This is a genomic window from uncultured Azohydromonas sp. (assembly GCF_937926365.1).
Classification (GTDB): domain Bacteria; phylum Pseudomonadota; class Gammaproteobacteria; order Burkholderiales; family Burkholderiaceae_C; genus Azohydromonas.
The window spans coordinates 1-20,984 of sequence record NZ_CALAOH010000075.1; the positions used below are offsets into that span (position 1 = coordinate 1).

The 20,984-nt window shown below is 69.6% G+C and carries 21 protein-coding genes and 1 pseudogene; 13 read left to right on the forward strand and 9 right to left on the reverse strand.

The annotated features are described in order from the left end of the window. The 4 genes and pseudogenes from Q0741_RS07645 to Q0741_RS07660 all read right to left on the reverse strand — a co-directional run. Positions 1 to 1,314: pseudogene (locus Q0741_RS07645) on the reverse strand (aconitate hydratase B); the annotation flags it as partial. Between the two features lie 301 nt (positions 1,315 to 1,615). Next, complete coding sequence (locus Q0741_RS07650) at positions 1,616 to 2,209, reverse strand: hypothetical protein (RefSeq protein ID WP_298232601.1); 594 nt, start codon at positions 2,207 to 2,209, stop codon at positions 1,616 to 1,618. Between the two features lie 251 nt (positions 2,210 to 2,460). Continuing rightward, on the reverse strand, positions 2,461 to 3,483 hold the full coding sequence (locus Q0741_RS07655) for a CoA ester lyase (RefSeq protein ID WP_298232602.1): 1,023 nt from the start codon (positions 3,481 to 3,483) through the stop codon (positions 2,461 to 2,463). A 117-nt stretch (positions 3,484 to 3,600) separates the two neighbouring features. Next, complete coding sequence (locus Q0741_RS07660) at positions 3,601 to 4,587, reverse strand: malate dehydrogenase (protein ID WP_298232603.1); 987 nt, start codon at positions 4,585 to 4,587, stop codon at positions 3,601 to 3,603. A 173-nt stretch (positions 4,588 to 4,760) separates the two neighbouring features. Here Q0741_RS07660 and Q0741_RS07665 point away from each other — a divergent pair, with 173 nt between their 5' ends. The 8 genes from Q0741_RS07665 (at position 4,761) to Q0741_RS07700 (ending at position 11,842) form a co-directional block, all read left to right on the forward strand. Further along, entirely contained in the window at positions 4,761 to 5,525 is a 765-nt protein-coding gene (locus Q0741_RS07665; protein ID WP_298232604.1) for a GntR family transcriptional regulator, read from the forward strand. A 151-nt stretch (positions 5,526 to 5,676) separates the two neighbouring features. Beyond that, positions 5,677 to 6,105 (forward strand): succinate dehydrogenase, cytochrome b556 subunit, encoded by a 429-nt coding sequence (sdhC, locus tag Q0741_RS07670; RefSeq protein WP_298232605.1) that lies wholly within the window; start codon positions 5,677 to 5,679, stop codon positions 6,103 to 6,105. Between the two features lie 25 nt (positions 6,106 to 6,130). Then, complete coding sequence (gene sdhD / locus Q0741_RS07675) at positions 6,131 to 6,493, forward strand: succinate dehydrogenase, hydrophobic membrane anchor protein (protein ID WP_298232606.1); 363 nt, start codon at positions 6,131 to 6,133, stop codon at positions 6,491 to 6,493. Between the two features lie 86 nt (positions 6,494 to 6,579). After that, positions 6,580 to 8,307, forward strand: coding sequence for a succinate dehydrogenase flavoprotein subunit (sdhA, locus tag Q0741_RS07680; protein WP_298232620.1), 1,728 nt, complete (start codon positions 6,580 to 6,582; stop codon positions 8,305 to 8,307). A gap of 13 nt (positions 8,308 to 8,320) precedes the next feature. Next, positions 8,321 to 9,025, forward strand: a complete 705-nt coding sequence (locus Q0741_RS07685; RefSeq protein ID WP_298232607.1) for a succinate dehydrogenase iron-sulfur subunit — start codon at positions 8,321 to 8,323, stop codon at positions 9,023 to 9,025. Positions 9,026 to 9,056: 31 nt separating this feature from the next. Continuing rightward, on the forward strand, positions 9,057 to 9,335 hold the full coding sequence (locus Q0741_RS07690) for a succinate dehydrogenase assembly factor 2 (RefSeq protein ID WP_029000307.1): 279 nt from the start codon (positions 9,057 to 9,059) through the stop codon (positions 9,333 to 9,335). A 19-nt stretch (positions 9,336 to 9,354) separates the two neighbouring features. After that, positions 9,355 to 10,665 carry a citrate synthase gene (gltA, locus tag Q0741_RS07695; protein WP_298232608.1) on the forward strand — a complete coding sequence of 437 codons (1,311 nt, stop codon included), beginning with the start codon at positions 9,355 to 9,357 and terminating at the stop codon, positions 10,663 to 10,665. Positions 10,666 to 10,858: 193 nt separating this feature from the next. Then, positions 10,859 to 11,842 carry a tripartite tricarboxylate transporter substrate binding protein gene (locus tag Q0741_RS07700; protein WP_298232609.1) on the forward strand — a complete coding sequence of 328 codons (984 nt, stop codon included), beginning with the start codon at positions 10,859 to 10,861 and terminating at the stop codon, positions 11,840 to 11,842. 22 nt (positions 11,843 to 11,864) lie between these two features. Here the strand turns inward: Q0741_RS07700 and phnE are convergent, their stop codons facing one another. The 5 genes from phnE to Q0741_RS07725 form a co-directional block, all read right to left on the reverse strand. Then, entirely contained in the window at positions 11,865 to 12,698 is an 834-nt protein-coding gene (gene phnE / locus Q0741_RS07705; protein WP_298232610.1) for a phosphonate ABC transporter, permease protein PhnE, read from the reverse strand. A 13-nt stretch (positions 12,699 to 12,711) separates the two neighbouring features. Next, positions 12,712 to 13,542, reverse strand: coding sequence for an ABC transporter permease (locus tag Q0741_RS07710; RefSeq protein WP_298232611.1), 831 nt, complete (start codon positions 13,540 to 13,542; stop codon positions 12,712 to 12,714). After that, the gene (locus Q0741_RS07715) at positions 13,539 to 14,369 is read right to left on the reverse strand and encodes a phosphonate ABC transporter ATP-binding protein (RefSeq protein WP_298232612.1); all 831 of its coding nucleotides are present in this window, start codon (positions 14,367 to 14,369) and stop codon (positions 13,539 to 13,541) included. Before Q0741_RS07715 ends, Q0741_RS07710 begins: the two co-directional genes overlap by 4 nt. Before the next feature lie 230 nt (positions 14,370 to 14,599). Continuing rightward, positions 14,600 to 15,154 carry a GNAT family N-acetyltransferase gene (locus tag Q0741_RS07720; RefSeq protein ID WP_298232613.1) on the reverse strand — a complete coding sequence of 185 codons (555 nt, stop codon included), beginning with the start codon at positions 15,152 to 15,154 and terminating at the stop codon, positions 14,600 to 14,602. A 96-nt stretch (positions 15,155 to 15,250) separates the two neighbouring features. Beyond that, on the reverse strand, positions 15,251 to 16,114 hold the full coding sequence (locus Q0741_RS07725; RefSeq protein WP_298232614.1) for a putative selenate ABC transporter substrate-binding protein: 864 nt from the start codon (positions 16,112 to 16,114) through the stop codon (positions 15,251 to 15,253). 93 nt (positions 16,115 to 16,207) lie between these two features. Between Q0741_RS07725 and egtD the strand changes: the two genes are divergently transcribed. From egtD to Q0741_RS07750, 5 genes are all read left to right on the forward strand, one after another. After that, positions 16,208 to 17,164: an L-histidine N(alpha)-methyltransferase gene (gene egtD, locus Q0741_RS07730; RefSeq protein ID WP_298232615.1), complete on the forward strand. Its 957-nt coding sequence runs from the start codon at positions 16,208 to 16,210 to the stop codon at positions 17,162 to 17,164. Positions 17,165 to 17,226: 62 nt separating this feature from the next. Continuing rightward, positions 17,227 to 18,204 carry a selenoneine biosynthesis selenosugar synthase SenB gene (gene senB, locus Q0741_RS07735; RefSeq protein ID WP_298232616.1) on the forward strand — a complete coding sequence of 326 codons (978 nt, stop codon included), beginning with the start codon at positions 17,227 to 17,229 and terminating at the stop codon, positions 18,202 to 18,204. Next, entirely contained in the window at positions 18,201 to 19,259 is a 1,059-nt protein-coding gene (gene selD / locus Q0741_RS07740; protein ID WP_298232617.1) for a selenide, water dikinase SelD, read from the forward strand. Before senB ends, selD begins: the two co-directional genes overlap by 4 nt. A gap of 190 nt (positions 19,260 to 19,449) precedes the next feature. Beyond that, positions 19,450 to 20,376 carry a LysR substrate-binding domain-containing protein gene (locus tag Q0741_RS07745; RefSeq protein ID WP_298232618.1) on the forward strand — a complete coding sequence of 309 codons (927 nt, stop codon included), beginning with the start codon at positions 19,450 to 19,452 and terminating at the stop codon, positions 20,374 to 20,376. Further along, positions 20,373 to 20,984 (forward strand): aconitase family protein (locus tag Q0741_RS07750; RefSeq protein WP_298232619.1); only part of this gene is annotated, 612 nt, incomplete at its 3' end. The genes Q0741_RS07745 and Q0741_RS07750, both read left to right, overlap by 4 nt.

The following is a 20,984-nucleotide window of genomic DNA, read 5'->3' on the forward strand; positions in this document are numbered from 1 at the left end:
GGCCGAGAAGCCCAGGCAGGCCAGGTCCTTCAGCTCGTCGCGGGTCATCGGGCCCGTGGTGTCCTGGGAGCCGACGGTGGTCATCTTGGGCTCGCAGTAGGTGCCCGGGCGGATGCCCTGGCCTTCGGGCAGGCCGCAGGCGCGGCCGACCATCTTCTGCGCCAGCGTGAAACCCTTGCCGGTGTCCACCGGGGCCTTGGGCAGGCGGAAGGCGGTGGAGGCGGGCAGGCCCAGGGCCTCGCGGGCCTTGGCGGTCAGCGAGCGGCCGATGATCAGGTTGATGCGGCCGCCGGCGCGCACTTCGTCCAGCAGCACTTCGCTCTTGAGCGCGAACTCGGCGACGACCTCGCCGTTCTTGACGATCTTGCCCTCGTAGGGCAGCACGTCGATGACGTCGCCCATCTCCAGCTTGGTCACGTCCACCTCGATGGGCAGCGCGCCGGAGTCTTCCTGCGTGTTGAAGAAGATCGGGGCGATCTTGCCGCCCAGCGTCACGCCGCCGAAGCGCTTGTTGGGCACGAAGGGGATGTCCTGGCCCGTGGCCCAGATCACGCTGTTGGTCGCGGACTTGCGGCTGGAGCCGGTGCCCACCACGTCGCCGACGTAGGCCACGAGGTTGCCCTTCTTCTTCAGCTCCTCGATGAAGGCGATCGGGCCGCGCTTGCCGTCTTCCTCGGGCTGGAACGCCGCGCCGGGACGGGCGTTCTTGAGCATGGCCAGGTAGTGCAGCGGGATGTCGGGGCGGCTCCAGGCGTCCGGGGCGGGCGACAGGTCGTCGGTGTTGGTCTCGCCGGGCACCTTGAAGACGGTGACGGTGATCTTCTGCTCGACCTCGGGACGGCTGGTGAACCACTCGGCGTCGGCCCAGCTCTGCACCACTTCCTTGGCCACGGCGTTGCCGGCCTTGGCCTTCTCGGCCACGTCGTGGAAGTAGTCGAACATCAGCAGGGTCTTCTTCAGACCCGCGGCGGCCACCGGGGCGACTTCGGCGTCGTCCAGCAGGTCGATCAGCGGCTTGACGTTGTAGCCGCCCACCATCGTGCCCAGCAGCTCGGTGGCCTGGGCGCGCGAGATCAGCGCCACGGACAGGTCGCCATGGGCCACGGCGGCCAGGAACGAAGCCTTGACCTTGGCCGCATCGTCAACGCCCGGGGGCACGCGGTGCGTCAGCAGCTCCAGCAGGAACGCCTCTTCGCCAGCCGGCGGGTTCTTGATCAGCTCGATCAGCTCGGCGGTCTGCTTGGCCGACAGGGCCAGCGGCGGGATGCCGAGCGCAGCGCGTTCGGCGACATGTTGACGATAGGCTTGCAGCATCAGGAGCTCCGTGCTCGGTGGGAACCGTGGGGTAGAGCGGCCTCCAGAACGGGGCCGACTCTGACATTTTATGTCTTATATAAGACTTGGGACAGTGCCACGGCCATGGCTGTGGCGCGAAAGCCCCGCGAGTGTCCACTCCGCGCGCGGCGCGGCAAGGGAGACCCGGGGGTTTTCTGGGGTTTTGAGTGTGAGAAGGCCGGCTTGCGCCGGCCTTGCGCTGCGTCAGGCCGCCTTGCGGCGCCCGCGCGCGAGGAGAGTTGCCGGGGCGCCGCCGCCGTGCGGCGCGCCGCCGGCGGGCTTACTTGGCGGCCTCGACGCCGACGGCCTGGACCTTGATCGCTTCGACCTGGGCGGCCTCGGCCACGACGGGCTTGCTGGGGTCGATGCCCAGGCCGCCGGCCTGCGGGCCGGCGAGCTTGGCCGCGGCCACGGCCTCGCGCTGCTCGGCGCTCTGGCAGTCATCGACCAGGCGCTGGCCGACCTTGGTGTCCATCAGCATGGACTTGTTGGCGATCTGCACCATCAGCGCCCGGCCCTTGACGTCTTCCAGGCGCAGCGCGCCGGTGGGCGAGAGCACCGGCTTCATGGTGAAGATGTCCTTCTTCCAGGCCACGTCCAGGTAGCCGGCGTGCTTGGCGTGGGGCGTGATTTTCAGGCTCTGGTTGAACTCGCAGGCGTACACGCCCTGGTAGGCGCGCTGCGCGGCGGCGAGCTGGGCCTCGTCGGCATCGGGCAGCGGCGCCTCGGCCTTGGGCGCCGGCTGGACGGCCTTCTTGGCTGCGGCCTTGGCGGCGGCCTTGGGCTTGTGCTCCTCGGCCAGCGCGGCGCTGGAGCTCATCAGGCCGAAGGCGGCAGCGGCGGCCAGTGCCGCCAAGCGAAGGGAAGGGATCATGGAGTCTCCTGGACGCGGGTGCGCGTGCGCGTGGGGATGGGAATTTTGGGCCCGTCAGCCCCGCGCCGGCAGAGCGCGGTTGCGGGCCCGCTACAGACGGGGCCGGGCGTGCCGCGTGCTGTGCGCCAGGCCGCCCGCAACCGGGCCGGGCACGGCGAGCCGGGCGCGATTCTGCACCGCGGCCGGCTCGCCGTTCCGCTCGGCCCGGGCGCTCGGGGGCCGAACGGGAATTGGTTCATGCCTGAAGGAGTTCAGCGGTCGGCGAACCAGGCCTGCTGCACCTCGGCCGGCAGCTGCGCGCCGCCGCTCCACGAGGTGCGGTGCGCGCGCTCCAGCACGTGCCAGAAGTAGCGGTAGCTGGCGCGGTCATGGAGCTGGTCGTGGCCGCCGTGCTGGTGGCGGATGGGCGCCCAGTTCGCGGCCTGGGCGGCGCTGATGATCTCCACGGCGCGGTCCACCTCGGCGGCGGTGGGTGAGAAGGCATCGACGATGGGGCGGATCTGCGCCGGGTGGATGCTCCACATGCGCGTGTAGCCGAACTCGCGCCCGGCGCGCGTGGCCGCCTCCTCCAGCGCGCTGGTGTGCTTGAACTCCGTCACCACGCAGTGCGAAGGCACCTTGGCGTAGGCGTGGCAGGCGGCGGCGATCTCCAGCTTGGCGCGCACCACCAGCGGGTGCTCGAACTGGCCCTGCACGCCCATGGCCGAGGCCGGCACGGCGCCGCGGTGCGCGGAGACGAAGTCCATCAGCCCGAAGGACAGCGACTCGATGCGCGGGTGCGCGGCCAGCGTGAACACCTCGTGCAGCGCGCCGTGCGTCTCCACCAGCGCGTGCAGCGGAATTTGCCGCGCCAGGCCGGCGCGCGCGGAGGCGGCGTCGATGAAGTCGATGGCGCGCTGCAGCTCGGCCAGGCCGCGGGGCTTGGGGATCATCAGGTAGGCCAGCCGCGCGCCGCACTGCGACACCAGCAACTCGGCCACGGCCTCGAATTTCTCGTGGCCGACCTCCGGCACCCGGGCGCCGACGCGGCCGAAGCGGTTCTCGGCCGAATTGACCAGCTCGGCGATGTGCTGCGCGTGCTCGATCTCGCCGCCCACGGGAGCGCCGTCCTCGCAGTCGAGCGTGATGTCGAATACCGGGCCCATCTCCGCCTGCAGCTGCAGGCTCTTGGTCATGCGCGGCTCCACGCCGGCGTAGTGGTCGCACACGGGCAGCGAGGGCGGCAGTTCGCCCTCTTCGAACAGGGCCTGGCGGGGGTGGATGCGTTCGGTCACGGCGGCGGTCCTGGATGGGTCCTGAAATGGAAAAAGGGCCGGTGAACGGTCACCGGCCCCGGAAGCGGTCGTCACGCGGCGCCCAAGCCCGCGAGGGGCCTTCGGCGCCAGGCGCGATTACAGCAGGTGCTTGACGCCGTCCTGCTCGCCCTGCAGCTCGGCCAGGGTGATGTTGATGCGCTCTTGCGAGAACTCGTCGATGGGCAGGCCTTCGATGATCTTGTACTCGCCGTTCTCGCAGGTCACGGGGAAGCCGAACACGACTTCAGCCGGGATGCCGTACTCGCCCTTGGAGGGCACGCCCATCGTGGTCCAGGCGCCGTTGGTGCCCAGGGCCCAGTCGCGCATGTGGTCGATGGCGGCGTTGGCGGCCGAGGCGGCCGACGACAGGCCGCGGGCGGCGATGATCGCGGCGCCGCGCTTGCCCACGGTGGGCAGGAACGTGTCACGGTTCCAGGCTTCGTCGTTGATCAGCTCCTTGACGCCCTGGCCGTCGATGGTGGCGAAGCGGTAGTCGGCGTACATCGTGGGCGAGTGGTTGCCCCACACGCACAGCTTCTCGATCGAACCCACGGCCTTGCCGGTCTTGGCGGCGATTTGCGAGGCGGCGCGGTTGTGGTCCAGGCGCAGCATGGCCGTGAAGTTCTTGGCCGGCAAGTCCGGGGCCGACTTCATGGCGATGTAGGCGTTGGTGTTGGCTGGGTTGCCCACCACCAGCACCTTCACGTTGCGCGAGGCCACGGCGTTCAGCGCCTTGCCCTGGGCCGTGAAGATCTGGGCGTTGGCGGCCAGCAGGTCGGCGCGCTCCATGCCGGGGCCGCGGGGACGGGCGCCGACCAGCAGGGCGTAGTCGGTGTCCTTGAAGGCGGTCATCGGGTCGCTGTGGGCCTCGATGCCGGCCAGCAGCGGGAAGGCGCAGTCTTCGAGCTCCATGATCACGCCCTTGAGCGCGTTCTGGGCCTTCTCGTCCGGGATCTCCAGCAGTTGCAGGATCACGGGCTGGTCCTTGCCCAGCATCTCGCCGGAGGCGATGCGGAACAGCAGGGCATAACCAATCTGGCCGGCGGCGCCGGTGACCGCAACGCGGACGGGTGCTTTGCTCATGGAGCGTCTCCAAACATGACAGGGAAGTAAAGCGCCCGCGGGTTGTCAGCGGACGCGCCGGGACGCAAGTGTATCCATCCACGGGGGGCGCGGCACGGCTGATTTTGATCTTATGTCTTATATAAGATACGTTTGAATAGACTTGGGCCGCCGCTTGTGCTGCAATCGCGCCCATGCCAAGCGCCGCCCATCCCGTAGAACCTTCCGCCGATGCTGGCGCGGCGCCGGCGTTCAGTCCGCTGTACCAGCAGATCAAGGCGCTGCTCGTGCGCAGCCTGCAGGGCAGCGAGTGGAGGCCCGGCGAGGCCATCCCCAGCGAGCTGGAGCTCGCCGCGCGCTTCAAAGTCAGCCAGGGCACGGTGCGCAAGGCCATCGACGAGCTCGCGGCCGAGGGGCTGCTGGTGCGCCGCCAGGGCAAGGGCACCTTCGTGGCCACGCACGCGGAGCAGACGGTGCAGTACCGCTTCCTGCGCCTGGCGCCCGACGAGGGTGCCACCGCGCCGGTGGAGCGGCGCGTGCTCGACTGCCGCCGCCTGCGCGCGCCGGCCGAGGTGGCGCGCGCGCTGGACCTCAAGAGCGGCGAGGCCGCGGTGCTGGTGCGGCGGCTGCTGTCGGCGCAAGGGCGCCCCGTGGTGCTGGACGACATCTGGCTGCCCGGCGCGTTGTTCAAGGGCCTCACGGCCGAGAAGCTCTCGGGCTGGCGCGGGCCGATGTACGAGTTGTTCGAGAGCGAATTCGGCGTGCGCATGATCCGCGCCGAGGAACAAATCCGAGCCGTGGCGGCCGATGCCGCGACGGCGCAGTTGTTGGCCGTGGAACCCGGCGCGCCGCTGCTCAGCGTGGAGCGGCTGTCGCGCACCTACGGCGACAAGCCCGTGGAGCTGCGCCGTGGCCTGTACCACACGGCCCAGCACCACTACCGCAACGAGCTGAGCTGAGCGAGCGGTCAATCGACGTTAGGCCCTTTGGCTTTCACAGCGCTTGCGCAGCAAGTACGTAGTAGGGCTGAAGTGACGCCTTGTTTCAGTGGACTAAAATCAGCGGGTTTATCCGCACCCCGGCGATCCAACTTTCAGATAAGGCAGGACCATGGCAGACACGATCAAACAAAGACCCGTCTATCGAAACATCCATATCTCGCAGATCGTTTCCTACCGTCTGCCGCCCTCGGGCATCGTGTCGATCCTGCACCGCGTCAGCGGCGCGATGATCTTCTTCCTGCTGCCGTTCATCATCTGGATGTTCGACACCAGCGTCTCCTCGGAAATCTCCTACGAGCGCTTCACCAGCGCCTTCACCGCGGGCGCGGGCATCTTCCCGGGCTGGTTCATCAAGCTCGTGGTCCTGGCGCTGATCTGGGGCTACCTGCATCACTTCTGCGCCGGCGTGCGCCATCTGTGGATGGATGCCACGCACAACACCACCAAGGCCTTCGGCCGCAGCTCCGCGCTGACCGTGCTGGTCGTCGCCGTGGTGCTGACGCTGCTGCTGGGCGCCAAGCTGTTCGGCCTGTACTGATTCCAGCCCCGAGAGGAACCAAGCAATGAACCAGAACTACGGATCCAAGCGCCTGGTCGTGGGCGCGCACTACGGTTTGCGCGACTGGCTGAGCCAGCGCGTCACCGCCGCGCTGATGGCGCTGTTCACCATCGCGCTGCTGGTGCAGGTGCTCATGCCCGGCGAGCTGGGCTATGACCGCTGGGCCGGCATCTTCTCGTCGCAATGGATGAAGGTGCTGACCTTCGTGACCATCATTTCGCTGGCGTGGCATGCCTGGGTGGGCGTGCGCGACATCTGGATGGATTACGTCAAGCCGGTCGGCACGCGGCTGGTGCTGCAGGTTTTCACGATCGCGTGGCTGGTGGGCTGTGCGGGTTGGGCGGTCCAGGTGCTGTGGCGCCTTTGAAGAACATTCAGGAGTAAACAGTGGCTTTGGGATCGATCGCTAAGCGCAAGTTCGACGTCGTCATCGTTGGTGCCGGTGGTTCCGGCATGCGCGCCTCGCTGCAACTGGCCCGCGCGGGCCTGAACGTTGCCGTGCTGTCCAAGGTGTTCCCCACGCGTTCGCACACGGTGGCCGCGCAGGGCGGCATCGGCGCCTCGCTGGGCAACATGAGCGAGGACAACTGGCACTACCACTTCTTCGACACCGTCAAGGGTTCCGACTGGCTCGGCGACCAGGACGCCATCGAGTTCATGTGCCGCGAGGCGCCGAAGGTCGTGTACGAGCTCGAGCACTTCGGCATGCCCTTCGACCGCAACCCGGACGGCACCATCTACCAGCGCCCCTTCGGCGGCCACACCGCCAACTACGGCGAGAAGCCCGTGCAGCGCGCCTGCGCCGCCGCGGACCGCACCGGCCACGCGATGCTGCACACGCTGTACCAGCAGAACGTCAAGGCGCGCACGCAGTTCTTCGTCGAGTGGATGGCGCTGGACCTGATCCGCGACGCCGAGGGCGACGTGGTGGGCGTGACGGCGCTGGAAATGGAAACCGGCGACCTGCACATCCTCGAAGGCAAGACCGTGCTGCTGGCCACCGGCGGTGCCGGGCGCATCTTCGCCGCCAGCACCAACGCCTTCATCAACACCGGTGACGGCCTGGGCATGGCCGCGCGCGCGGGCATCCCGCTGCAGGACATGGAGTTCTGGCAGTTCCACCCCACCGGCGTGGCCGGCGCGGGCGTGCTGCTGACCGAAGGCTGCCGCGGCGAGGGCGCCATCCTGCGCAACATCAACGGCGAGCGCTTCATGGAGCGCTATGCCCCGACGCTCAAGGACTTGGCGCCGCGCGACTTCGTCTCGCGCTGCATGGACCAGGAGATCAAGGAAGGTCGCGGCTGCGGTCCCAACAAGGACTACGTCGTGCTGGACATGACGCACCTGGGCGCCGAGACGATCCTCAAGCGCCTGCCCTCGGTGTACGAGATCGGCCACAACTTCGCCAACGTCGACATCACCAAGGAGCCGATCCCGGTCGTGCCCACCATCCACTACCAGATGGGCGGCATCCCGACCAACATCCATGGCCAGGTGGTGGTCCCGAACAACGGCATCCCCAACGAGATCATCAACGGCCTGTACGCGGTGGGCGAGTGCTCCTGCGTGAGCGTGCACGGCGCCAACCGCCTGGGCACGAACTCGCTGCTGGACCTGCTGGTGTTCGGCAAGGCCGCGGGCAACCACATCATCGACACGGCGATCAAGCAGAAATCGCACAAGCCGCTGCCGGCCGACGCCGCCGACCGCACGCTCGCCCGCCTGGCCCGCCTGGAGGCCAGCAGCTCCGGCGAGTACGCGCAGGACGTGGCCAACGACATCCGCAAGACCATGCAGCAGCACGCGGGCGTGTTCCGCACGCAAAAGAGCATGGACGAGGGTGTGGTCAAGATCAACGAGGTCGCCAAGCGCGTCTCCAGCATCACGCTCAAGGACAAGAGCAAGGTGTTCAACACCGCGCGCATCGAGGCGCTGGAGGTGGAAAACCTCATCGAGGTCGCACAGGCCACGATGGTGTCGGCCGCCGCCCGCACCGAGAGCCGCGGCGCGCACACGGTCAACGACTACGCCGACAGCCCCGAGTTCCCGAACGGCCGCAACGACAAGGACTGGCTCAAGCACACGCTGTACTACAGCGAAGGCCGCCGCCTGGCCTACAAGCCCGTCAACCTGAAGCCGCTGACGACGGAATCGATTCCGCCGAAGGTCCGTTCGTTCTGAGAGAAGTACAGCCATGGCAAAGCGCACCTTCCAGATCTACCGCTACGACCCCGACAAGGACGCCCGGCCCTACATGCAGACCCTCGAGGTCGAGCTCGACGGCTCCGAGCGCATGCTGCTGGACGCCCTGGTCAAGCTCAAGCAGGTCGATCCGTCCCTGAGCTTCCGCCGCTCCTGCCGTGAAGGCGTGTGCGGTTCGGATGCGATGAACATCAACGGCAAGAACGGTCTGGCCTGCCTGACCAACATGCGTTCGCTGCCCGGCACCGTGGTGCTCAAGCCGCTGCCGGGGCTGCCCGTGATCCGCGACCTGATCGTGGACATGACGCAGTTCTTCAAGCAGTACAACTCGATCAAGCCGTACCTCGTCAACGACACGCCGCCGCCCGACAAGGAGCGGCTGCAGTCGCCCGAGGAGCGCGAGGAGCTCAACGGCCTGTACGAGTGCATCCTGTGCGCGAGCTGCTCCACGAGCTGCCCGAGCTTCTGGTGGAACCCCGACAAGTTCGTGGGTCCCGCCGGCCTGCTGCAGGCCTACCGCTTCATCGCCGACAGCCGCGACCAGGGCACCGCCGAGCGTCTGGACAACCTGGAGGATCCGTACCGGCTCTTCCGTTGCCACACGATCATGAACTGCGTGGACGTGTGTCCCAAGGGCCTGAATCCTGCTGGCGCGATCAGCAAGATCAAGGAACTGATGGTCCGCCGCGCGGTGTAAGCACCGACGGTCAGCACTCCGAAAGCCTGCCATGGACAATCTTCTCGATGCCCGTGCCCTGAGCAAGCTCAAGTGGCGCTGCCGCCGCGGGCTGCTGGAGAACGACCTGCTGATCGAGCGCTTCTTCCAGCGCCACGAGGCCACGTTGACCGTGGCGCAGGGGGAAGCGCTGTCCGCGCTCATGGAGCTGTCGGACAACGACCTGCTGGACTTGCTGCTCCGCCGCAAGGAGCCGCAGGGCGAACTGGATCGCGAGGATGTGCGTGCGCTGCTGGCGCAGCTGCGCACGCCGCCGATGCAACCGAATTGACGTGAAAGGGAACCTCCCGATGAATGCCTCCGACGTGAAAGCCACCCTGTCGTTCTCGGACGGCAGCCCGTCCATGGACCTGCCCATCTACAAGGGCAGCATCGGCCCGGATGTGATCGACATCCGCAAGCTGTACGGCCAGACCGGCAAGTTCACCTACGACCCCGGCTTCCTGTCCACCGCCTCCTGCCAGTCCGCGATCACCTACATCGACGGCGACAAGGGCGAGCTGCTGTACCGCGGCTACCCCATCGAGCAGCTGGCCACGCAGTGCGACTTCCTCGACACCTGCTACCTGCTGCTGTACGGGGAGCTGCCCAACGAGCAGCAACAGCGCGACTTCCACAAGCTCGTGAACAACCACACGATGGTCAACGAGCAGATGCAGTTCTTCCTGCGTGGCTTCCGTCGCGACGCGCACCCGATGGCTGTGATGACGGGCCTGGTGGGCGGTCTGTCGGCCTTCTATCACGACAGCACCGACATCAATAACCCGAAGCACCGCGAGATCGCGGCGATCCGCCTGATCGCCAAGATGCCCACGCTGGTCGCGATGGCCTACAAGTATTCGCTGGGCCAGCCCTACATCTATCCGAAGAACTCGCTGAGCTACGCCGGCAACTTCATGCGGATGATGTTCGCCACGCCGTGCGAGGAGTACGAGCCCAACGACGTGCTGGTGCGCGCGATGGACCGCATCTTCATCCTGCACGCCGACCACGAGCAGAACGCCTCCACCTCCACGGTGCGCCTGTGCGGCTCCTCCGGCACCAACCCCTTCGCGGCCATCGCCGCGGGCGTGGCCTGCCTGTGGGGCCCCTCGCACGGCGGCGCCAACGAGGCCTGCCTGAACATGCTGGAAGAGATCCAGCAGATGGGCGGCGTCGAGAAGATCGGCGAGTTCATCAAGCAGGTGAAGGACAAGACCTCCAGCGTCAAGCTGATGGGCTTCGGTCACCGCGTCTACAAGAACTACGACCCGCGCGCCAAGCTGATGCGCGAAACCTGCCACGAGGTGCTGGGCGCCCTGGGCCTGGAAAACGACCCGCTGTTCAAGCTGGCCATGGCCCTGGAAAAGATCGCGCTGGAAGACGAGTACTTCGTCGCCCGCAAGCTGTACCCGAACGTGGACTTCTACTCGGGCATCGTGCAGCGCGCCATCGGCATCCCGGTGAGCCTGTTCACCGCGATCTTCGCCCTGGCCCGCACGGTGGGCTGGATCGCCCAGCTCAACGAGATGATCGCCGACCCCGAGTACAAGATCGGCCGTCCGCGCCAGCTCTTCGTCGGCGCCGAGCGCCGCGACGTGCCCCCGCTGGACAAGCGCTGATCCGGCACCCGCCATCGGCGCAGCGCGCCGGTGGCTGCAGCCTCCAAGAACCCCGGCCTGGCCGGGGTTTTTTCATGGGCGCGCGCGGCCGGGCGTGCCGCCGACCGGGACGTTGCCGCCGCGTGCCGGGCCCGGTGCCGGAGCGCTGCCGCGCGCCTCGTTATGCTGCGCGCCGCAACTATTTCGAAGCCCCATGCAAGCCACTTCCTCCCGTCGCCGCGTGATCACGCTGTCGCTGGCCGCCCTGGCCGTTACCCTGGCCGGTCCCGCCGCAGCCCAGGCCAAGCGCTACCCGGACCACCCCATCACCTTCGTCGTGCCGTTCCCGGCCGGCAGCGCCACCGACCAGCTCGCGCGCGTGCTGGCCGAGCACGTGGGCCGCGCCGCGGGGCAGAGCGTGATCATCGAGAACAAGCCCGGCGCCAACGGCACCATCGGCACCGCCGCGGCGGCCAAGGCGCCGGCCGACGGCCACAGCTTCCTCATCGCCACCAGCACCACGCACGCGGCCAACGCCTCGCTCTACCGCAAGCTGCCCTACGACCCGATCAAGGACTTCGCCCCGGTGAGCCGGCTGGCGGAGATTCCCTTCGTGATGCTGGTGCACCCGTCGGTGCCGGCGGACACGGCGCAGAAGTTCGTGGCCCACGCCAAGGTCAACCCCGACAAGCTGGCCTGGGGCTCGGGCTCCAGCGGCAGCCTGATCCCGGGCCATGCGCTGGTGTCGGCCAACGGGCTGCGCATGACGCACGTGCCCTACAAGGGCGTGCAGCCGGCGATGACGGACACCATCGGCGGCCAGACGCAGCTGGTGTTCGCCGACTTCTCCTCCGGGCTGCCGCAGGTCAAGGCGGGCAAGCTGCGCGCGCTGGCCGTGACCTCCGCGGCCGAGCACCCGATGCTGCCGGGCGTGCCGCCGATGTCGGTCGTGGTGCCGGGCTTCGAGATGACGGCCTGGTTCGCGATGTACGCCCCCGCGGCCGCGCCGGCCGCGGCGGTGAGCCAGATGAACCAGTGGGTGCGCGCGGCCCTGGCCGACCCGGCCGTGAAGGCCAAGCTCGCTCCCGCGGGCTTCAACCTCACGCCCAGCAGCCCGCAGGAGCTGGGCCTGTTCGCCGCCAAGGAAACGCTCAAGTGGGCCAAGGCGGTGCAGGCGGCGGCGATCCAGCCGGAGTGAAGGCGATGCGCGGCGTTGGCCGCTACCTCATCCCCCGCCGCATCGCGAAGCTGAGCCCGTCCACCAGCGCCACCAGCGCGAACATGCCGATCAGCACCGTGGCCGTCTTGTTCATGTGGAACAGGCCCATGTGGAAGGCCAGCAGCTGCCCCAGGCCGCCGGCGCCCACCACGCCCAGCACGGCGGCGGCGCGGATGTTGTTCTCCCAGCGGTAGAGCGTGTAGGACAGTAGTTGCGGCAGCACCTGCGGCAGCGTGGCCCAGGCCAGCACGCGCCAGCCCGTCACGCCCTGGGTGCGCAGCGCGGTGGCGGCGTCGCGCGGGGCGTTCTCCATCGCCTCGGCGAACAGTCGGCCCAGCACGCCCGAGGTGTGCAGCGCCAGCGCCAGCGTGCCGGCGAAGGGCCCCAGGCCCGCGGCGATCAGCAGCAGCGCCGCCCACACCAGCTCCGGCACCGCGCGCAGCGCGTTGAGCAGCAGCCGCGCCACGCCGCGCAGCCGCGCGCGGTCACCCTCGTGGTGGCGGCTGGCCGGCAGTGCCAGCGCCAGGCCGCCCAGCGCCGCCAGCAGCGTGCCCAGCGCCGACATCGCCAGCGTCTCCAGCGAAGCCCAGGCCACGCGCTTGACGAACGCGGGTGAGAAGTCCGGCGGGAAGAACTCGCCCAGGAACCGGCCCATTTGGCCCAGCGCCTCCAGCGAGAGGAAGGCCGCCCACTGCAGGTCCAGCGACCAGAAGCTCGCCACGACCAGCACCAGCGCGCCGGCCGTGTACCAGCAGGCCTTGCAGCGCGCATTGAACAGCGGCGGCGGCAGCCGCCAGGGCGGATTGGCGGCGGTGCTGCCGTGGCGTCGTCTCATGGCCGCACCCCGCTCAGCCCAGTTGCCGCCGCAACGCAGCGCTCATGTGGTCGGCCAGCGCCACCAGCGCCACGAACACCAGCAGCATGGAGGCGACCTCGCCGCCGTTGAACATCTTCATGGAGCTGTCCATCTGCTGCCCCAGGCCGCCCGCGCCCACGAAGCCCAGCACTACCGAGCTGCGGATGGCGCATTCCCAGCGGTACACGGTGTAGGAGGCCAGCTCCGCGGCGTTCTGCGGCAGCAGCGCGTAGCAGAAGGCCTGCAGCCGACCGGCGCCGTTGCGCAGCAGCGCCTGCGCCGGCGGCGCCTCGCCGCTGTCCAGGATCTCGGCGTAGACCTTGCCCAGCATGCCGCCGTAGGTCAGCGCGATGGCGAGCACGCCCGGCGTGGGCCCCAGCCCGGCCACGCGCACGAACACCAGCGCCCACACCAGCTCCGGCACGCTGCGCAGCACGATCAGCGTCCAGCGCACCGCCTGGCGCAGCGCGCGCGGCAGCGGCGCCATGCGCCCGGACAGCAGCGACACCGACAGCGACTCGGTGGCCAGCAGCGCGCCGGGCACGGCGATGAACAGGCCCAGCACGACGCCGGCCGTGGCCATCGCCACCGTGCGCCAGGTCTCCTTGGCCACCATCTGCAGGAACTCCGCCGAGTGCGCCGGCGGGAAGAAACTCCCCAGGAAATTCAGGATCGGCTCGCGGCTGCCGGGCGACCACAGCTGCGCGGGCCGGAACTCGGTGAGCGTGAACAGCGGCCACAGCAGCACCAGCGCCGTGACGGTCCAGGACACGCGGGCGATCCACGCCGGGTCGCGGCGCGGAGGCAGGGTGGCGCTGCTCATCGGCAATGCATGACGGCCGGGCGCGGCGGCGGCGCGGGCGTGTCCGCCGATGGCGCCGGCGCATGCAGCTCCTCCTCGTGCTGCGCGTAGAGCTGGCGCAGCCGCTCGGCGTCCACCTCAGCCGTGGGCAGGTCGAAGAACACGGCGCCGTCGCGCAGGGCGATGACGCGCGGGAAGCGCTGCAGCGCCACCTCCACCTGGTGCAGCGAGGCCAGCAGCGTCGCGCCGCGCGAGCGCGCCTCGTCCAGCAGCACCGCCATGGCCTGCTCGGCGCGGCGCGGGTCCAGCGCCGACAGCGGCTCGTCCACCAGCCACAGGCTCGCGGGCGCCAGCAGCGCGCGCGCCAGGCCCACGCGCTGGCGTTCGCCGCCGGAGAGCCGGTCCACGCGCTCGAAGAGCTTTTCGGCCAGGTCGAAGCGCTCCAGCGCCGCGTGCGCGCCGGGGATGTCCACCGGGTAGAACAGCGAGCGCAGGCTGGTCCACAGGCCCATGGCGGGCAGCCGCGCCGCCAGCACCGAGGTGATCACGCGCTGGCGCGGCGGCAGCGGCGGCACCTGCGGCGCCAGCAGCAGCCGCCCGCGCAGGCGCTGCAACGCACGCACGGGCAGCGACCAAGGCTCGGCGCCGTCGATCTCGATGCGCCCCGAGGCCGGGCGCAGCGCCGCGGCGGCGACCTGCAGCAGCGTGGTCTTGCCGGCGCCGGAGGGTCCGATCAGCGCCACCTGCTCGCCGGCGCGCAGCGAGAGCGTGATGCCGCGCAAGGCGGGCGTGGCGCCGCGCCGCGCCGCGGGATGGGCCGCCTGGACCTGTTGCAGGGACAAATGCATGGAAATCCGGGGGAAACAACTGTCGGCGGCCGGGAGGGAGAGGTCCGCCGGCGCGAGGCCGCGACTGTAAGCGCAGCCGCTGCATCGCCTGGCGCCGTGCCCGCATACCCATGAGGTGCGCTGCGCCAAGCGGGCTTCAATTCAAAACATCAAACCCGCGAATGGCGACATCTGCAGAATATTCAGGCGCTGCGGGGTGTTTCCAGGCTGAGCTCCGACCAGGAAGGGCCTCAGAAGGTATGGCTGAAATTCAAATAATATTCATCGGGCACGAAGCCCAGGCTGCGGTACAGCGACTGCGCGGGCAGATTGTCGCGCGCGGTCTGCAGGCTGATCCAGGCAGCGCCGCTGGCACGGGCATGCTCCAGCGCTTGCTGCATCAGGGCCTTGGCCACGCCGCGCTGGCGCCAGCCCGGGGCGACGAACAGGTCGTTCAGGATCCAGGCGCGCCGCGCCGACACTGAAGAGAACGTGGGGTAGAGCTGTGTGAAGCCGGCCAACGCCTGCCCGCCGGCCGAGGCGACGAAGATCACCGAATCCCGCAACTGCAGCCGCTCGGCCAGAAAACGGGTCGCCAGCGGCAAGTCGCTGGCCTGCCAGTAAAACCTCCGGTAATCGTTGAACAGCATCGACAGTGCCGCCAAATCCTCCGGCCCGGCAAGCTGTACCAAGAAACCGTCTTTCGAATCCAACGCCATGCCCAACCTCACCGGTGAAGACATTTCCAGGGAGATTCTCCGCCGGAAAAAAGAAGCCCGGCTGGAAATCTCCGGCCGGGGCCACATTTCAATTGAGCCTGAAATTGTAATATTTCCTGTTACACCCGGGCTGCGCTGGCGTGCCGGGCGAGGCGGGCGGCGGTTGTCCGCCGCCCGGGGTGCTCACAGCAGCCCGGCGTTCCGGGCGGCGCCCTCGATGCTCTTGTAGTTCTCGGCCTTGGTGGGAATGAAGCGCGTGGCGCGCTGCAGCTCCAGCACCTGCTGGCCTTCGGGCGTGGATCTGTTGAGCGCCAGGAAGGCGGCGCTGAGCTTTTCGCGCTGCGCGGCGGGCATGTCGGCGTGGGCGGTCCAGTTGTAGTCGTAGTAGGGCGGTGTGGTGTGGAAGACGCGCACGCGGCCGGTGTCCACCTTCTTGTCGGCCACGAACTTTTCCCACACCGAGATGTTCAGCGCGCCGGCCTGCACCTTGCCGGAGGCCACGGCGGCGATGGTGGCGTCATGCGCGCCGCTGAAGGCCACGCGCCTGAGGTCGCGCTCGGGCTCGATGCCCGCGGCCAGCAGGAAGTGGCGCGGCATGAGGTGGCCGCTGGTGGAGCTTTGCGAGCCGAAGCTCAGGTCGCGGCCCTTGAGGTCGGCCAGGCTCTTGATGGCCGGGTCGGCCGTGATGAACACCGAGCGGAACTTCTCGTCTTCTTCCCGCTGCACCAGCGGGATCACCTTGCCGCCGGAGCGCACGCTGGCCTGCACGAAAGTGAAGCCGCCGAACCAGGCCAGGTCCACCTTGCGGTTCACCAGCGCCTCCACGGCGGCGGCGTAGTCGGTGACGGGTGTGTACTCCACCTTCATGCCCAGCTTGCCCTCCAGGTACTTCATCAGCGGCGCCGCCTTGCGCGCCAGCTCCGTGGGGGACTCGTCGGGGATGGCGGTGACGCGAAACACCGTCTGCTGTGCCTGGGCGCCGGCCAGAGCGGTGAGCAGGGAAGCGGCCAGCAGGGCGCGGCGGGCGAGAGAGAAGGAGGCTTTCATCGGTCCGGCGGGCTCGTTGTCGAAGGAGCGGAATTAAACCGTAGTTGCATGCGGTGGCAGCTTGGCAAGGGACGGCTGCCTAGAGTGGGCCGGATGCATGAGCTTCTGCCGAATTTCATCGAAGCCCCGGCCACCGTGCCGGCCCGCCACGCCGCCGAGCTGGCCGCCGGGCTGCTGAGCCGGCCTGCCCGCGTGGCGCCCAAGCACCTGTACGACCCGCTGGGCTGCCGGCTGTTCGAGGCCATCACGGCGCTGCCCGAGTACACCGCCACGCGTACCGAGGCGGCCATCCTGGCGGTGCACGGCGCCGAGATCGTGCGCGCGCTGGGCACGGGCATGACGCTGGTGGACCTGGGGGCGGGCAACTGCGCCAAGGCGGCATCGCTGTTCAGCTTGCTGCAACCGGCCCGCTACGTGGCGGTGGACATCGCGGCGGACTTCATCCGCGACGCGCTGCAGGCGCTGCAGCTGCGCCACCCGGCATTGCCCATGACCGGCGTGGCGCTGGACTTCTCCCAGGCGTTGGCGCTGCCCGAGGCGCTGGGCGGCGGGCAGCGGCTGATGTTCTATCCCGGCTCCAGCATCGGCAACTTCGAGCCGGCGCACGCGCGGCGCTTCCTGCGGCAGGCACGCGAGCAGTGCCAGGGCGGGGCGCTGCTTATCGGGGTGGACTTGGTGAAGCCGCTGGCGCAGCTGCTGCCGGCCTACGACGACGCGCTGGGCGTCACGGCCGCCTTCAACCGCAACCTGCTGCTGAACGTGAACCGCCAGCTCGGCAGCGACTTCGACCCGGCCGACTGGGCGCACTTGGCCTGCTTCGACCCGGCAGCCTCGCGCATCGAGATGCACCTGCGCGCGCTGCGCGCCGTGCGGGTGCGCTGGGACGGCCAGCAGCGCGACTTCGCCCCGGGCGACACTATCCACACCGAGAACTCCTACAAGTACCGCATCGAGCAGTTCGACGCGCTGCTGCACGAGGCGGGGTGGTCCGACACGCGCTGCTGGACGGATTCAGAACAGGGGTTCGCGGTGTTCGGGGCGAAGGCGTAGCGGGCAGCGCCGGAGCCCCTGCCGCGGCACGGTGCGGCGGCCGGCCGCTATAACCGCGGCCGATGAGTGGTACCCGCCCCCGCATCTGCCTCGTCACGCCCGCGCTGGCCGCCGCCAACAACGGCAACTGGCACACCGCCAGCCGCTGGGCGCGCATGCTGGAAGGGCCGTTTGAAGTCCTGCTTACCGACCGCTGGCGCGGCGAGGCGGCCGACGTGCTGCTGGCGCTGCACGCGCGCCGCAGCGCCGCAAGCATGCAGGCCTGGGCCGACGCGCAGCCGGATCGGCCCATCGCCCTGGCGCTGACCGGCACGGACCTCTACCGCGACATCCGCCACGACGCCGCCGCGCAGCGCTCGCTGGCGCTGGCGCGGCGCCTGGTGGTGCTGCAGGAGCGCGCCGTGGACGACGTGCCCGCGGCCTGGCGCGGCAAGGCGGTGGTGTGCTTTCCCAGCGTGGAGCCGATGCCCGCACCGCCGCGGGCGCCGCTGCCGCCGCTGAAGCTGGTCATGGTCGGCCACCTGCGCCCTGAAAAGGACCCGCTCACGCTCTTCGCCGCGCTGCGCCGGCTGGCCGGGCGCGGCCACTGGCGTTTCGAGCACGTGGGCGCCGCGCTCGACGAGGCGCTGGGCGCGCAGGCCCGGGCGCTGCAGCAGGAGCTGCCCGCCTACCAATGGAGCGGCGCGCTGGAGCACGCGGCCACGCGCGAGCGCATCGCCCACGCGCACGTGCTGGTGAACGCCAGCGTGGTGGAGGGCGCGCCCACCGTGGTGGTGGAGGCGGTGGCCAGCGGCACGCCGGTGCTGGCCTCGCGCATCCCGGGCCACGTCGGGCTGCTGGGGGCTGATTACCCCGGGCTGTTCGAGCCGGGCGACGCCGGCGCGCTGGCGACCCTGATCGAAAACGGCCTGGACGAGCCCGCTATGCTGCCGGCCCTGTCCCAGGCCGCCGCGCGGCGTGCGCCGCTGTTCGAGCCGGCGCGCGAGCAAGCCACCCTGCGCGCCCTGATGGCCGAGCTGCTGGAGATTCCCTGTCCATGAACACCACCACGAACCCGCCCCGCCTGACCTCGCTTTCGCACGGCGGCGGCTGCGGCTGCAAGATCGCCCCCGGCGTGCTGGCCGAGATCCTCAAGACCACCGCCGCCATGCCGGTGCCGCCGCAACTGCTGGTGGGCATCGAAACCGCCGATGACGCCGCGGTCTACCAGCTCAACGACGAGCAGGCGCTGATCGCCACCACCGACTTCTTCATGCCGATCGTGGACGATCCCTACGACTTCGGCCGCATCGCCGCCACCAACGCCATCTCCGACGTCTACGCCATGGGCGGCACGCCGATCATGGCGCTGGCCCTCGTGGGCATGCCCATCAACGTGCTGCCGGCCCAGACCATCGGCCGCATCCTCGAAGGCGGCCAGTCGGTGTGCCGCGAGGCCGGCATCCCCATCGCCGGCGGCCACACCATCGACTCCGTCGAGCCCATCTACGGCCTGGTGGCGCTGGGCCTGGTGCATCCCCAGCGCGTGCGCCGCAATGCCGACGCGCGCCCCGGCGACCGCCTGGTGCTGGGCAAGCCGCTGGGCGTGGGCGTGTACTCCGCCGCGCTCAAGAAGGAACAGCTCGACGCCGAGGGCTACGCCCACATGATCGCCAACACCACCAGGCTCAACACGCCGGGGCCGGCGCTGGCGGCGCTGGCAGGCGTGCACGCGATCACCGACGTCACCGGCTTCGGCCTGGCCGGCCACGCGCTGGAGCTGGCGCGCGGCGCCGGCTGCCGTGTCCGCCTTGACTGGAACGCCGTGCCGCTGCTGCCCGGCGTGCGCGAGCTGGCCGCCCAGGGTTTCATCACCGGCGCCTCGGGGCGCAACTGGACCGGCTACGGCGCCGAGGTGCAGCTCGGCGCGAGCCTGGGCGACCTGGAGCGCTCGCTGGTCACCGATCCGCAGACCAGCGGCGGCCTGCTGGTGAGCTGCGACGCGGCCTCCGTGCCCGACGTGCTGACGCTGTTCCGCCGCCACGGCTTCGAGCACGCGGCCGAGATCGGCGAGGTGCTGCCGGTGGGCGAGGGCGCGCGGCTGCTGGTCGGCTGAACCACCCTCGTCATGCCCGCGAAGGCGGGCATCCACGCGCGCCGGGATGCTGCCCGGTCATCGTGGACACCCGCCTTCGCGGGTGTGACGGGCTATAAGCCTTCGTGCTGCGCGAAGGCTGGATTGCGAAACGTCGATGACCCTTCGCGTGGCGGCAAGGCACCATACGCAGCCTTGCCGAACAACCCCCATGCGTTTCGACCTCCTCAGCCTCAACCTCGTGCTCGCGATTGCCGAGACCGGCAGCCTCACGCGCGCTGCCGAGCGCGAGCACCTGGCGCTGGCGGCCGCGAGCAAGCGGCTGTCGGACCTGGAGGCGCGGCTGGGCGTGGTGCTGTTCGAGCGCCGTGCGCGCGGCGTGGAGATCACCGACGCGGGCCGCGCGCTGGTGCGCCACATCCGCTCGCTCAATGCCTCGCTGCACGCGCTGGAGAGCGAAGTCGTCGAATACGCGCGCGGCCTCAAGGGCCACCTGCGGCTGGCGGCCAACGCCAGCGCCATCGCCGAATGCCTGCCGCCGCCGCTGGCGGCCTTCACGCGCGAGAACCCGCTGATCCGCATCAGCCTGGAGGACATGACCAGCGCCGAGGTGCAGGCGGCCGTGGCCGAGGGCCATGCCGACGTGGGCATCTTCGTGCCGCCGCTGCTGGAGCCGCAGCTCGCCACGCGGCCATGGCGCCGCGGCACGCTGGCCGTGATCGTCCCGGCCGGGCACGAGCTGGCCGACGAGGGCTCCGTGCGCTTCGAGGCGCTGCTGGACTACGACCTGGTCGGCCTGCACGTGGGCGCCGCGGTGCAGGAGTTCGTGCGCGAGCAGGCCAGCGAGCGCGGGCGCGTGCTCAACACCCGGCTGCAGGTGCACGGCTTCGACGCCATCGCGCAGCTCGTGGGCGCGGGCCTGGGCGTGGCGATCCTGCCGGCCGTGGTGGCCGAGCGCTTCAGCCAGCTCTTCGGCCTGCGTGTCCTGAAACTCGACGAGCCCTGGGCCGAGCGCGAGTACCAGATCGCCGTCCGTTCCCAGCAGCGCCTGCCCGCCCTGGTGCAGCGCTTCATCGATTCCCTGGCCGCGCCGGCCCCCGCCGCCGGCGCTTCTTCCAACCTGATCCCGACGCCATGAACACCGCACGCACGCTCTACGACAAGCTGTGGGATGAACACGTCATCCACACCGAGGAAGACGGCACCGCCATCCTCTATATCGATCGCCACCTGGTGCACGAAGTCACCAGCCCGCAGGCCTTCGAGGGGCTGCGCCTGGCGAACCGGAAGCCCTGGCGCACCAGCTCCATCGTCGCCACCGCCGACCACAACACGCCCACCACCGGCTGGGAGCACGGCTACGACGGCATCGCCGACCCGATCAGCAAGCAGCAGATCACGACGCTGGACGCCAACATCCGCGCCTTCGGCGCCGCGGCGTACTTCCCGTTCATGGACCAGCGCCAGGGCATCGTGCACGTCATCGGCCCGGAGAACGGCGCCACGCTGCCGGGCATGACGGTGGTGTGCGGCGACAGCCACACCAGCACCCACGGCGCCTTCGGCGCGCTGGCGCACGGCATCGGCACCAGCGAGGTCGAGCACGTGCTGGCCACGCAGACGCTGCTGGCCAAGAAGGCCAAGAACATGCTGGTCAAGGTCGAAGGCCAGCTGCCGCGCGGCTGCGGCGCCAAGGACATCGTGCTGGCCATCATCGGCAAGATCGGCACCGCCGGCGGCACCGGC

Excerpts from the sequence above, each read along its gene's own strand:
- Q0741_RS07650 (WP_298232601.1), bottom strand. The coding sequence starts at position 2,209 with ATGATCCCTTCCCTTCGCTTGGCGGCACTGGCCGCCGCTGCCGCCTTC.
- Q0741_RS07660 (WP_298232603.1), bottom strand. The coding sequence starts at position 4,587 with ATGAGCAAAGCACCCGTCCGCGTTGCGGTCACCGGCGCCGCCGGCCAG.
- Q0741_RS07665 (WP_298232604.1), top strand. The coding sequence starts at position 4,761 with ATGCCAAGCGCCGCCCATCCCGTAGAACCTTCCGCCGATGCTGGCGCG.
- sdhC (WP_298232605.1), top strand. The coding sequence starts at position 5,677 with ATGGCAGACACGATCAAACAAAGACCCGTCTATCGAAACATCCATATC.
- sdhD (WP_298232606.1), top strand. The coding sequence starts at position 6,131 with ATGAACCAGAACTACGGATCCAAGCGCCTGGTCGTGGGCGCGCACTAC.
- sdhA (WP_298232620.1), top strand. The coding sequence starts at position 6,580 with ATGCGCGCCTCGCTGCAACTGGCCCGCGCGGGCCTGAACGTTGCCGTG.
- Q0741_RS07685 (WP_298232607.1), top strand. The coding sequence starts at position 8,321 with ATGGCAAAGCGCACCTTCCAGATCTACCGCTACGACCCCGACAAGGAC.
- Q0741_RS07690 (WP_029000307.1), top strand. The coding sequence starts at position 9,057 with ATGGACAATCTTCTCGATGCCCGTGCCCTGAGCAAGCTCAAGTGGCGC.
- gltA (WP_298232608.1), top strand. The coding sequence starts at position 9,355 with ATGAATGCCTCCGACGTGAAAGCCACCCTGTCGTTCTCGGACGGCAGC.
- Q0741_RS07700 (WP_298232609.1), top strand. The coding sequence starts at position 10,859 with ATGCAAGCCACTTCCTCCCGTCGCCGCGTGATCACGCTGTCGCTGGCC.
- phnE (WP_298232610.1), bottom strand. The coding sequence starts at position 12,698 with ATGAGACGACGCCACGGCAGCACCGCCGCCAATCCGCCCTGGCGGCTG.
- Q0741_RS07710 (WP_298232611.1), bottom strand. The coding sequence starts at position 13,542 with ATGAGCAGCGCCACCCTGCCTCCGCGCCGCGACCCGGCGTGGATCGCC.
- Q0741_RS07715 (WP_298232612.1), bottom strand. The coding sequence starts at position 14,369 with ATGCATTTGTCCCTGCAACAGGTCCAGGCGGCCCATCCCGCGGCGCGG.
- Q0741_RS07720 (WP_298232613.1), bottom strand. The coding sequence starts at position 15,154 with ATGTGGCCCCGGCCGGAGATTTCCAGCCGGGCTTCTTTTTTCCGGCGG.
- Q0741_RS07725 (WP_298232614.1), bottom strand. The coding sequence starts at position 16,114 with ATGAAAGCCTCCTTCTCTCTCGCCCGCCGCGCCCTGCTGGCCGCTTCC.
- egtD (WP_298232615.1), top strand. The coding sequence starts at position 16,208 with ATGCATGAGCTTCTGCCGAATTTCATCGAAGCCCCGGCCACCGTGCCG.
- senB (WP_298232616.1), top strand. The coding sequence starts at position 17,227 with ATGAGTGGTACCCGCCCCCGCATCTGCCTCGTCACGCCCGCGCTGGCC.
- selD (WP_298232617.1), top strand. The coding sequence starts at position 18,201 with ATGAACACCACCACGAACCCGCCCCGCCTGACCTCGCTTTCGCACGGC.
- Q0741_RS07745 (WP_298232618.1), top strand. The coding sequence starts at position 19,450 with ATGCGTTTCGACCTCCTCAGCCTCAACCTCGTGCTCGCGATTGCCGAG.